This window comes from Candidatus Hodarchaeum mangrovi (assembly GCF_975850365.1).
Map to the genome: position 1 here is coordinate 1 of NZ_CDLCQJ010000094.1, position 12,637 is coordinate 12,637.

Annotated in this window: 11 protein-coding genes; 6 read left to right on the plus strand and 5 right to left on the minus strand. The window is 32.8% G+C overall.

Annotation, left to right across the window (positions count from 1 at the left end):
• Positions 1-427: 427 nt before the first annotated feature.
• The 4 genes from ACWVCY_RS09115 to ACWVCY_RS09130 all read left to right on the plus strand — a co-directional run bounded on the left by ACWVCY_RS09115 (position 428) and on the right by ACWVCY_RS09130 (position 5,867).
• A complete protein-coding gene (locus ACWVCY_RS09115) occupies positions 428-1,264 on the plus strand; it encodes a hypothetical protein (RefSeq protein WP_455142260.1) in 837 nt (278 codons plus the stop codon).
• Between the two features lie 216 nt (positions 1,265-1,480).
• On the plus strand, positions 1,481-1,891 hold the full coding sequence (locus ACWVCY_RS09120) for a PadR family transcriptional regulator (protein WP_455142261.1): 411 nt from the start codon (positions 1,481-1,483) through the stop codon (positions 1,889-1,891).
• A gap of 5 nt (positions 1,892-1,896) precedes the next feature.
• A complete protein-coding gene (locus ACWVCY_RS09125) occupies positions 1,897-4,227 on the plus strand; it encodes a hypothetical protein (RefSeq protein ID WP_455142263.1) in 2,331 nt (776 codons plus the stop codon).
• A 413-nt stretch (positions 4,228-4,640) separates the two neighbouring features.
• On the plus strand, positions 4,641-5,867 hold the full coding sequence (locus tag ACWVCY_RS09130; protein ID WP_455142264.1) for an MFS transporter: 1,227 nt from the start codon (positions 4,641-4,643) through the stop codon (positions 5,865-5,867).
• 22 nt (positions 5,868-5,889) lie between these two features.
• Here ACWVCY_RS09130 and ACWVCY_RS09135 read toward each other — a convergent pair whose 3' ends face one another.
• On the minus strand, positions 5,890-6,117 hold the full coding sequence (locus ACWVCY_RS09135; protein ID WP_455142266.1) for a hypothetical protein: 228 nt from the start codon (positions 6,115-6,117) through the stop codon (positions 5,890-5,892).
• A 115-nt stretch (positions 6,118-6,232) separates the two neighbouring features.
• On the opposite strand from ACWVCY_RS09135, the gene ACWVCY_RS09140 reads away from it, so the two are divergent.
• Positions 6,233-7,411 (plus strand): M20 metallopeptidase family protein, encoded by a 1,179-nt coding sequence (locus ACWVCY_RS09140; RefSeq protein ID WP_455142268.1) that lies wholly within the window; start codon positions 6,233-6,235, stop codon positions 7,409-7,411.
• On the opposite strand, the gene ACWVCY_RS09145 is transcribed toward ACWVCY_RS09140, so the two are convergent.
• From ACWVCY_RS09145 to sfsA, 4 genes are all read right to left on the minus strand, one after another.
• Positions 7,402-7,935, minus strand: a complete 534-nt coding sequence (locus ACWVCY_RS09145) for a hypothetical protein (protein WP_455142270.1) — start codon at positions 7,933-7,935, stop codon at positions 7,402-7,404. The two genes, ACWVCY_RS09140 and ACWVCY_RS09145, sit on opposite strands and share 10 nt — an antisense overlap.
• Positions 7,936-8,135: 200 nt before the next feature.
• Complete coding sequence (locus ACWVCY_RS09150) at positions 8,136-9,692, minus strand: hypothetical protein (protein ID WP_455142271.1); 1,557 nt, start codon at positions 9,690-9,692, stop codon at positions 8,136-8,138.
• Positions 9,693-9,753: 61 nt separating this feature from the next.
• Entirely contained in the window at positions 9,754-10,899 is a 1,146-nt protein-coding gene (gene dinB / locus ACWVCY_RS09155) for a DNA polymerase IV (protein ID WP_455142273.1), read from the minus strand.
• A gap of 154 nt (positions 10,900-11,053) precedes the next feature.
• Entirely contained in the window at positions 11,054-11,782 is a 729-nt protein-coding gene (gene sfsA, locus ACWVCY_RS09160) for a DNA/RNA nuclease SfsA (RefSeq protein WP_455142274.1), read from the minus strand.
• Between the two features lie 234 nt (positions 11,783-12,016).
• Between sfsA and ACWVCY_RS09165 the strand changes: the two genes are divergently transcribed.
• The gene (locus tag ACWVCY_RS09165) at positions 12,017-12,619 is read left to right on the plus strand and encodes a hypothetical protein (protein WP_455142276.1); all 603 of its coding nucleotides are present in this window, start codon (positions 12,017-12,019) and stop codon (positions 12,617-12,619) included.
• The last annotated feature ends 18 nt before the right edge of the window (positions 12,620-12,637 follow it).

Genomic DNA, 12,637 nt, shown 5'->3' on the forward strand with positions numbered 1-12,637 from the left:
AATACAAGAAGAAAAAAAATTAAGAAATAATGAATAAATGCTAATAGAGGATGTTCCATATCTTTTAACAAAAACTAGAATATTTAAAGAAAAGAAATTTAAAATATTAAGTTATTGATAAACGATTTCAAAGTTGCATTAGTGAAGGAGGCTCTCAATCCTCATATACGGAGAGTTTCTCTAGGATTGCGGAGAAATTGGTTAGATAGACATTTATGTTTTCCGGGTACTTTATCTATAACTAAATTGTAACTTGTACTCTTCGGTATACAGAGAAGCCAATTGTTACGAAAATTCAACTTGAAAATACTCAATAAAAATCAAATTTTAACTAATAAGTGCTATAATAGAAATTAAACACCTAAAGCAGATCTTTACCAAAATTTCCTCCTAAATCAGAAAAATTTTACTCAATGAAAGTTATTCAGTGGTTCATCAGAATAGTACAGTTAATCTGGAGGTTATTCTCTTAAGCTGGAATAGATGGAATAATACCACTCTGCGAGTGAAAAAGTTCCTTCCCATAGAATTTTTGCAGGAAAAAATAAAATTTGCCCATCCTCAGAGTGGGTTAATAGTATTAGGGAATACACGGGGGTATCCAGAGTTTCAAGAGCAACTTAACAACCTGTTTGTCAAACAATTTAAATTTATACTCTATATTATCTATGATTATAAAGAAAATTATTTTATTCAATCCCTTTTGAGGTCTAGTTGGGCACTACATAAAATAACAGGACGTGCTATTTTAGATGGAAGCATAGACAGTAGAAGTCTTATAGATCTGTTTCAGGTTAATCCACGATTAATAATTTCGGTGAAAGAATTATCCACACCCTTTCGTATTAAGTACTGGCAATTACTTAACACTCAAATTCGAAAATTCTTCGTTGAAGGGCATGTAGAAAGTATTCCCCATGCTTTTGTTTGGTTAGACAAATCCCTATTCGTTGAAGATATTGAAACTTTCGAGCATTTTCGTCTTCTTAATTTATGGGGGGATGATTATGGATTACGTTTTGGATTGTCTTTAGAGAGTTATGTGAATCTTTCTTATCCTGCTAGGACTTTATTCAATATTTTCATCCTATTTCCTGGCGTAAAATCACAAGAGGTAAAGGAATTAATAGACAATTTAGATACAGATAGAAAAATGAAATCTTATTTGTATCAACAATATTATCAATTAAAGCCTCATCAGGCCTTGGTTGTTTCCCGATTGAAGATGTTTGAACCTTTTATCCTAGATATTCAAATTCCATGAAAAACTCTTTAATCTGTTCTTAATTTTGTTAACTCCTTTTGAAAATTAGCGTGGTTTTATGTTTTAGTACTTAGATTAAAGGAGTATGGAGAGATTTCAATTGCCTCAATGATAAGTTTATTAGTAGGATATGTTAGTCATACAAACATGTGTTAGTCTAACTAACAAGAGAGTACAATTGAAAAGAAAAACTTTAACCTCAGGAGTAAACTTCTATTGGGTCATGAAGAGTCTCAAAGTGATAGTTTCTATGATGTTGTTACACTCCTTAATCGGTGGGAGAAAGATCTCCGTCGTGGTCTTCTTCAGCTCATGATACTCATGTTCATCCGCTTACGAACTCCTGAAGCCCATGGTTATGGTTTAATTAAATTAATTCAGGATACAGGAATTAAAACAATAAAAGCAGGCACCATTTATCCTTTATTGGGACGAATGGAGAAAGATGGGCTTATTTCAGCCAATCTCGCTTATGATCCAGATACTGGAAGCTCAAGAAATATGTACACTGTTACCTCATTTGGTGATCAGATTATTGACCAAATGATGCAAATCTATGGGTCTTATGATGCTATTATTGAATCACTTTATTATGAAATTGAAAAGAATCACACAAGTAAAAGGTGAATTATATGAAATCATTAGATGTAGATGCAAAGCATCTTATTCGTAATTATGTTGATAGTATTGAGGAATATCTCCGTAACAAGGGTAATCTACACCCCAATGAAATTGATTCCCTCCTTAATGAAATAAACGATTTTATCCATTTGAGGAGTCGGGAGCTATCTGAAGAAGACCGTGTGCATTATGATGTTGTTTTAAAAGCTATTGATGAGTGTGGGTCGCCATCTGAAATTGGTGATGCATTTTTGGAGTTACAAGAAGAAGGGGGGTCTAGTGAGGATTTCTGGAAGAGAATAGGGGTTTCATCTCCCATGATTGATAAACTAAATCTTTCAAAAGCTTCCTCTGCTACATCTCATCCATCAACACCCCCCAAATCTGTCTATCAAGAAAAAATTGCTGACTCCCGTATCCAGGCTCGTAATTATTTCTCTGTTTTAATTCAATCTATCTCGAATTCATATGGTAAATCATTAATCTTCATTTTTTATCGATTTTTCTTTCTTTACTTCATCAGTTTTATTTTTATTTCATTAATTGTAAGTCGTCCCGAAGACATATTTAGTTACTACTTCGACATTGCTCCATATTATATTAATCCTGAACTAATTATATTAGATGTAAATGGAGCCAGTTATTTAACCAACAACCTTCTATCAACTTATACAATAGCGAGTATATTACTAGTTTTTTGGGAAGGTATTGTGATTCATAGAATTAAGACTTGGCTTCATTTCACCCGTTCTTTTAATCGTCGGATTGATGATGCTCTAATTATCTGGGTATCTCGATTTGGCTTTCTTCTTCTTCTTTTCAAAGGAGCAGCGTTGTATGTACCTTATTACATTTTTTTCTTACCAGTTTGGATTATATTATTTGTTTTATTAGAACGTCAGTTGAATTCGGTCTTATGGGCCCAAAGGATTGCTCCTTGGATAACTAATTTTGGTTTAAGCCTAACAAATCCCTCTTATAAATCAGATTCTCAGAATAAACCTTCATTCCTCAACTTGGAATGGTTCCGTTATAATATGACAATTCCACAACGTATTCTATTTATATTTACCTTTCTATTATTTTTGATTATGATGCTCTTTCCCTTCACATTTTTATCAATCACAACTTATTCTTCACAAACTTGGACTCGTTCAGGGTATGACATTGCCGGTCTTTGGTATTACGTAACCATATTTAACCAGGTTGGTATTGGAGTTATAGCATTAACAATTTTTTACTCAGTAATAGTCCGATTTCAAAAACATATATTAAATACTACTATTCTTAATCATGGACCTATTTTTGAAGCAGGATTACAACCACAATTATGGTTAAATCGTTTAGTTCTTCTTCAAATGGGTGTTATAACTTGGATGCATGGTGGTCATTTCGATTATATTCCTCTAGCATTTTTAATTATCAGTCTTTTTTTCCTTTCTGAGTTATTCTTAAGTAAAACTGACGGATCTTTGATTAAAACACTTTTCGCTGCTTTTCTTTTAACTCTTAGTGGTGCTGAGAGCTCAGAGAAAATAAAACCTATTGATGCTACCATCTCACCCACCTCATTTGGTAAACCAACTCAGATTATTCCCTCAGAAAAGTTAACTACACCAAATCTACCTTCATTTCAAAAGATGATTTCGCCATTAAGTAAACAAGAAAATAAAGTGAAAAGCACAACCCCAAGTCCTCCAAGTGTTCAGGAACCCCCTTCGACTTTAATTGCATCTAAAAAAGGTAGACTAACAAGATTTTTGTTCTTTTTCTTCAAATCCATTGGTCGTTTTTTGAAAAATGTCTTTACAGTCTTTTATCCTTTTATTAGAGCTATAACTATAACTTTAGCAATATTTATAGCAACAATTTATGAAATTGTAATAATGTACGTGATTTTGGTTACTGGGAATAATGTTGAAGGATATTATGTTATACCTACTTTTTCTATTGACCTCTCCTTTCTTGTTGGATTTCCATATGTAAAACAACTAGGACCATATACAGTATGGATTTATTATGCGTTAATTTTAGTAACAATTCATGCATTTATTGTAATTTTCTTAGGAATGTATAGCCTCTTTCAGAGAGATCAAGAGGGTTCGCTTTTAAGGATTGGAAGAGGTCTTACTCGTATTTATCTTCTGTGGATGTTTCTTTATCTTCTAATTTGGGGATGGGTTTGGGATATTTTCATTCAAATTAGATTAATGTGCATTCTTCTGATTACGTTTTTCTTTGAAATTGCGAATCTAAAAATTCGTTCTGATCGAAAAAGATTAGGACTTGTAATACCAAAGCCTTCTAAAACCTCGAAAAAATCAGTTAAAAACGAAATATGAAACCAAGATTGAGGAAATAAGAAAAAAAGATAGGGGAACCTATCTTGTTCCTTTTTTATTCTTCATCAAGTTATGCTAGTTATATGACTTAATTGGATTGGCTAATCTTAAACATTTAAAAAGAGGATTCAATTTTTGAATTTTTGGTTGGAATATCGATGATGAGTACGAATGCTCAGTATTGTACAATTTTTGCAGCACTCGTTACTCCTGATACCGTGTCTGGCTAAAATTTTTGAAGATTTGAATGAAACTCCAACCAAAACGTGTTTTTTTCTCATCGTCGTCAGGATAGTCTTCTGAATCATACTTAATGCCATTATCTTATGGATTCCATCCTTTTGAGTTTTTTAGGTCTAAATTTATCTACCTGAGTTGAAAAATTATGAGAAGATGTCTGAGAAGTGAGTAGAATGTCCAGAAAAGATCGGAGTTACTTCACTTTAGATCAATTAAATCGAAATGAAAAAATCTTTCTTATCACTGGATTGGATATAACTGTCCTTATCACTCCTGTGATTGTTTTAGTCTGGTTAGAAGCAGGATTAAATTTTGATGAAATGTTGTTACTTCAGGGGATCTTTGTATTACCAATTATCCTTCTAGAAGTTCCTAGCGGATCTCTCGCTGATTATTGGTCACGAAAAGGTTGTATCGTTTTATTCCATCTATTATTTGGCTTAGGGATGTTTCTTTATGCGGTTGGAGATTCCTTTGTAGTATTTGCTTTTGCTGAATTACTTGCTGGTGTAGCCATTTCTTTCAAAACAGGTTCTGAAACTGCCCTAATTTATGATTCTTTATCAGTTCATTCAGGAACTCCTAATGGTATCTTTGGGCGTATTGTTGCCAATAGAATGATCATTACATTTGTTGGTAATGCTATTGGTGCTATTATAGGTGGAATAATTGCCTTAATTACTCAAATACGCCTTCCGATCCTCATAACATTTATGGGGCATGTGAGTTTTAGTGGAATTGTATTGTATGGATACACTGAACCACCTCGTGTCAGAGCTAGAACTCCAAGAGCTGCTATTTCAAAAGCATGTAATTCTCTACTAAGGAAACCATACTTACAGTTAATACTACTTGTATCTTTAACAGGACTTGTATTCGCTAGAGTGGGTTTTTGGGCATTTCAACATATTTTTGTGAATGATTATGCTATTAATCCATTTGCTATGGGAATTATAATGGCTATACTTAATGTTAGCGCAGCATTCACTTCAGTGATTATTCGATCGAGAGTGATTCAGTTAACCTCTACCATTGTTCTTATCAGTCTTATAATTCTCGAAGGACTCTATCTTATTGCCCTTACTCAAGTTCAAACCATTATTGGAGTACTTTTTGTTGCCATTATTGGACAAATAACCCGTGGTTCTCGCACACCATTGATTCAATCAATTATGCAGAATAACTTGGCTTCCGATGAACGAGCGACTTTCAATTCTATTATCTCATTGATCGGATCGACTTTCTACTTAATAATCTCTTGGATTGTAAAGTTTGGTAGTTTTTCCCGTAATTCTACCCTCCTTCTCAGTGTATCTGGAATCTGTGGTTTATTGGGTCTATTTCTGGTAATTTTATTTAAAAATACCAGTAGAACAAGTAAAATTCATTTAATTAAATAAGATTCCCTTCCTTTTTTTCCTTTTAAAGTCCTAATTCTCTTTTTATTAGGGTTTTTAAGATCTCTTTTTCGATCTTATCTTTATTTGGGATAGATTCATCCCCGATTATTTTCTTTCCCGCTTCTATTATCTTCTCTTTAGCTAAATCTTTCACTCCTGTTTCTTTAACAATTTCTTCGACAGCTGAATTAAGAGCAATTTTTACAGCTTCCTTTCCAGCGCCTTTAGCGAGTCCTCCAAGTCTTTTCACATTTTTCTACTCCATTTCCAGTTATTTTTTGAGGAATGTACTATTTTTTATAAGCTTAAAACTCTTTACTTTTTCATCATATAATTTACAGAGGAGTAAATAGGACTGGATTATATTGCCAAATTTAGTATTGGAAAAATGCAAAGAATTATCAGAACAAATAATTCAATGGAGAAGGAATATTCATTCTAATCCCGAGTTAGGATTTCAGGAAACTGAAACCGCTAATTTAATTGTGTCAGTATTGACCCAGCTTGGTTTAGAAGTGCAAACCAAAATTGGACGAACTGGTGTTACAGCCACATTTGGGAATGGAAAACCTTGTATTGCTCTTCGAGCAGATATGGATGCCCTTCCTTTAGTAGATGGTAAAAAAGTCTCCTATGCTTCTCAAAACCCAGGGATTTCTCATGCGTGTGGACATGATGCTCACGTAGCAATGTTGCTTGGAACTGCCACAATTTTGAAAGGTTTTGATAAATATTTTAAAACAGGGACTGTTAAATATATTTTTCAACCGTTTGAAGAGGGCCAGGATGATGATGGAGTTGGAGGTGCTGATGCGATGATGAAAGACGGCGTTCTTGAGGGTGTTGATGCAATTATTAGTCAACATGTGCATTCTGAATTAAAAGCAGGAACATTCCAAATAAAACCAGGTTATTTTTCTGCTGCAGTAGATACTTTTTATGCCAAAATATATGGGAAAGGAGCTCATGGAGCGTATCCCCATAATTCAGTAGATCCGACATTTATTACCGCTCAAGTCATTAATACCATTCAAGGCATAATCAGTCGTCGTATAGATCCATTAGAACCTGCAGTTATATCGATCGGTGAGATCTCTGGAGGGACTGCGCCTAATATAATTCCTGAAGTAATTGCTCTCTCTGGGACAATCCGTTCTTTAAGTTCAAAGGTTCGAAAACAACTTCATGAAGATCTAGAGAGTGCCTTCCAGATTTCACAAGCTTTTAAAGGAAATTATGAGCTTAAAATAATTCAAGGATATCCATCAATAAATAATGACCTAGATCTAGTTAAATTACTACAGGAAGTAGCAAAAAATATCTTTCCTCCAGAAGATATTCTTTTAGGTGGCTTAGGAATGGGTGCTGAGGATTTTGCTGTGTATTCTGAATCAATTCCTGGAGCTATGTTTTATTTAGGTACAGCACTGACTCCTCCTCGAGTTCACCATTCTCCTAATTTTGACATAGATGATTCAGTTCTTTATCTCGGAACTGCTATAATGGCAGAAACAGTTCTTAGATATCTTAATATTCAGATATAAGTTAATTCGCTGTCTCGATGGCGTAATAGAATGTATTCCGGATTCAGGATTTCTGTTGGCGAGGGGGAATATTGTTCTTGATTAAAATTATAAGGGAAAAAGGATCCCAGTCCAAAAATAGCTATTTTCCCAACTGGGTGATGCCTCCCAAATAATGCTATTGATAGATTTTCTGTCAATTTTCGTGTTTTATATTCATCTATCACTCCTGTTGCATGGATATATTCATGGAGCAATAGATGGAAAATATATGCTTTATATAATTCTGATTTTGACTCTTTTCTCATAATTCGTAAAGCACTCTTATTTAGGTAAATTTCGTTTGTTCCTACTCTATGGAATCCTCCAATGAAATTTCCCCGATCATATCCGAGTTCGACTAAACCTAAAAGAATTCCTGCTCGTGACTTATTAAAAAATTTACCGACTATATCCACAACCAAACGAAAGATTCCTGAAAAATCCTCAGGATCAAGATAATCATAATTAGACCTAAAATAATTATATAAATCGGTTTTATTCAAATGGAATTAAACTCCTAATACTTTAATTCAATCATCTATCAAGGAATATTTGTTGACTAGCTTTTGGGTATCGTAATTCTTTTTCAACCATTGTATGTTTCATGATTCAAAGTTATTTGAATCGGGTAATTCTACTTTATTCTAAGAAATAGCTTAGGATATGTGTAATTTCCAGGGTTTTGGAAAAAAAGAAGAGGGAATTAAAGAGATGGTTCCTTATCATCCTTAACATAGATAGTTTTTTTAGCCATGGGAGTGAACTGGTAGGTAACTGATCCCCAATTAGTGATTAGCTTATCTTTGTCTGATTGTTTTCGTAAATATTCAATATTTTTCAAATGAGAGGTCTGAAGATAATTAACTGCTAATAGTGATGCTCCAACAATAATAGATCCCAATAAAACTAAGAACAAACCAATAGTCCACAAGACAAGGAGTAAAAGGCCAAAAAGATCTAATGTAAATCCTGCTACATTAATTTGACCAGTAGTTGTAGGTTGACCAGCCACACTTTGGGTGATTTCAGTTGCTAAAGCTCCAAGAGATAAAATACCAGAAAATCCGACAATAATTCCAATTCCATCTCTTAAGATTTTTCCGAGAGGTTTTATAGCAATTATATCCCCTTGGGGACTTATTTCCATCCTTTTAAATCCTCCTTCGTTATAAGCCCAGATAGTTGGGAAGTATAATAGAAGGAAGATTAATACAATAGGAGAAAGAACAGGGGACCAAACTAAAGCTATAAGTTTATTATTTTTAGAGCTTTGTACAAATATTATTGTTATGATAGCAGCTAATGCAGTAGGGAAAAAAATCATATCATACCATCTTTGTCGAAAAAGTTCTTTAAAAGTTGACCAAGAGCTAGACAGATCAATTATGTCAATAAAGCGTTCTTCTACAAAAAATTCGCCATTGAAGTCAAAAAATGGGATTAATCCGATAATTTTTCCTAATTTACCATTTAGATTTTTCAGGATTAGATATCCCCAAAACTTTCCACTAAATAATCGTGAGATACGTGTTATTATTAACACGAAGGCTGTAATGATTCCTGCTCCTCCTCCAATGGCAACTGTTTGAAGAAGAGTTTGTGCAACATAGGAAAATTGGTCAAAGAAGTTTTCCCAGATAGTATTGACTACTTCACTTATCCATTGAAGAAAAGGACGATTTTTAACGATAAAGTAGTTACCTCGGTTTAAAACAATTTCACGTTGATCAACATCATCATAATAACGTTGAACAATAGAAAATTCTTCTCCAGGCTGATAACGAATAGACAATCTTCTAGATGGGAATAGATCAATCCACAAAAATTCTGGATGCTTAATTTTTACTTCATAAGCAGTATTATTAAACAGAAGAAATGTTAAAACTCCTGTCTCTTGGATATAGAATACCATTCCATTTTCTCTATTTTCTTCCACTTTCCACAATTTAAAATCAGGGATTATATTCCCTCCAATATCTATGGCTTGTAACCGACCTTCTTTGAATTGAATCGTGATATTTTGGTAATATGCTGTAGTAGCATCCGGATTAAAATAAGAAAATCCTATCAATTGACCCATTTCTTGACGAATTTGAGATACTATCTCATTTTCTTGGATTTCATAAGGAGTTTGAGGGAGTATAACAGCTGTAGAGATAAAAATTGTGCCTAAAACAGCACAAAGAGCGGAAAAAATCCAAATTATAATGAAAAAGGTGATTTTAGTACGATTACGCATTGTAGAAAGGCGGTATACCATTTTTAATCATTCCTTTAGAATAATCATAAAAAAACTTAGCTTTCTTGTTTTTTTAATATTATCAAATATCTAAAGAATATTTTTCCTTACTATTTTCTCGCCCTTTGTAATTGAAGAATATCGTTAAAGGCATTTGCCTTCTATTATTCTTTAGTGAGGAAACACGTACACCAATTAACCTAATTTTTTTAGTTTTAGAATGGAATTCTTGTAATAAGGAAAGAGCAGTGTGAAGAATTACTTTTTCATCAGCGTGATGATTTTGATAAGAAAAGCTACGCGTATATGTTTCAAATCCTTGAAATCGAATTTTAATTGACACAGTTCTAGTTACAAGGTCATAATTATGTAACTGATGTACCAATTTTCCAATTAATTCCTTAACTTTTATATTTATTACTTTCCAGTCTTGTTGATCCATACTAAAGGTTCTTTCTGAGCTTATTGACTTTCTTTCTCCCCTAATTATTCCTACTTCTTTAAAATTTTGTCCAGAAACTACCTTTTTTAAATATAATCCATAAGTACCAAACAAATTATATAATTTTTGTTCTGTTATGTCATTAATATCTCCAATAGTCTTAATACCTAATTTATTCATTCTTTCTTCTGATTTTTTTCCCACACCAATAATTTTTCTTACTGGAAGATAATAAATTTTTGAATTAAGTTCTGAATTATGAACTACAGAAATTCCTTCAGGCTTTTCTAAATCTGAAGCTATTTTTGCAATAGATTTCGTCTCTGCTACGCCTATACTTACAGGAAGCGATAAATTTTCTCGGATAGATGTCTGAATTTCCTTTGCGATAGCATATGGAGTCTCTCCATAATTTCTCCAATTTTTTGTTACATCTAAATATGCTTCATCAATTCCTGCTGGTTGAAATTTATTTGAATATTTCTCTAGTATTGTCATAACTTTCTCTGATTCTTCATGATAATTTGAAAAACCTATCTGATGACCTGAACAAATATATATACCATCAGGACATAACTTATGAGCTTGTGAAATTGGCATTGCAGAATGGAGCCCGAATTTTCTTGCTTCATATGAACAGGTTGAAACGACTCCTCTTCCTCTTCCGTTAGATGGGTCAGCTCCAATAATCACTGGATAACCTTTTAAGAATGGGTGGTGTTTTATATGAACACTGGCGAAAAAACAATCTAAATCAACATGAATAATCACATGTTGCCATTCCAATGATTTTAACACCATTAGTAATAAAAATGATTAGCTACTTAAGTGTTTGAAACACCAATATATTTCTTTAACTCATCGCTTCTTCATTCTCCTTTGGAATTTTAAATAAATTTGATAGTATATATTTTTCTTTGGGCTGAGAAGAAATATTTTATTACTCAACATTAATAAACTCTAGTTCATTCATTATTGTTATTTCTTGTGTCTTAATTGGATCATAGTGACATTTTAATGCAAGTACTTCAACATTTTGATCCATAGCTTGTTGTAAAGCTTTTACAAAATATGGGTCAATTTGCTTATTAGGTGAAAATGCGTAAACGTCACTTCTTTTCACTATAAAGATAATAATCGCGTAATCAAAAATTTCTAAGGCTTCTACTAATTCTTTCACATGTTTTTTACCTCGAACCGTAGGAGCATCAGGAAATAAGGCAATACCTTCTTTTACTAGAGTAACACTCTTAATTTCTACAAGCATTTTCTTATCAATTATAGAATTTTCCATTAAAAAATCAAAACGGCTTTTTTTAAAGGTAAATTCTGGTTTAGAAATATGATAATCTTTAAACCTTGGTATTTTATGAAATTCAGCCTGAAACAATTCATTTGTCAGTTGAGAATCAATATTTACCCAAATTTTATTATGTAAAACTCCTATAAGAGAAAAATTAGTTTTTCGTTTTGGGTTAATTTTTTCTTGTAATATTACTTTTGCTTGAGGAATTAATAACTCTTCAAGCCTTCCAGGATCAGGGACATGAGCTTGGACAACCTGTGAAATTTTATTGCCTTCAAAACTAGTTAATAATTTTACATATGCAAGAAATCGGTTAGGACGAGATTTAAAACTAGCTAAATAAAAATTTCCTTTATATTTCATTGCCCAGTTGCTTCCATGTTTTTCAAAAGATTTTTAATTTTTCTATTAAAAAAATTCAGGAGATTATTGGATATACTAGACAAATGTTTGTTATGCTTCATTATCAAGAAAAAGATAAAAACGAATGGCTTAAAATATCATGATAAATACTAACTTCTCGTGAGCTTCTTAACAAGGAAACTTTTTCTCACAAGAAAGGTTTAAATTAACTTTAATGCAGCTAGAGTGAATATAATGGCTGAAATAAATGCACTGGATATCGATTCTGAGGTTTTATCACAATATCGTGAGGTAATAAAAAAAGCTGTATCTCTAGCTGAAGAAGGCAACTTCCAAAAGGCAATTAGTTTTTTAGAATCGAAGCTTGTAGAAGCTGAAAAACTATCCATGATTCAACCTGAAGTAGACGTCCGAAATCAACTGGGGATTTTACATTGGAAAAATAATTCCTTCCAACATTTTCTAGAAATAACTGCATCATCTTTAGCGCTTGCTAAGGCCCATAAATATAAAAAAGGGATAGCAGAGGCGTTATTAAACCTTGCTTGGGTTCTTGCTATGGAGAGGAGAGATTTTATTAAAGCTTTTGATTTTACTGAAGAAGCTCTAGAAGTTACTGAGGCAATAGGTTATAAAAAAGGTATTGCTACGAGTCTTTATATCATCTCTGCCGCCTATAAGTTTAAAAAGATGGAAGAAAAGGCTGCTTATTATTTAGAAAAATCATTACAAATTTCAATGCAATTGTCTGATGAAGCAGACCTTTTAATCGCTAGTGAGGCTGGATTAACAGATGAGGAGAAAGATCGACTTAAAGATGCATTAGACTTGCTTTAATTCATTTTATACCAATAT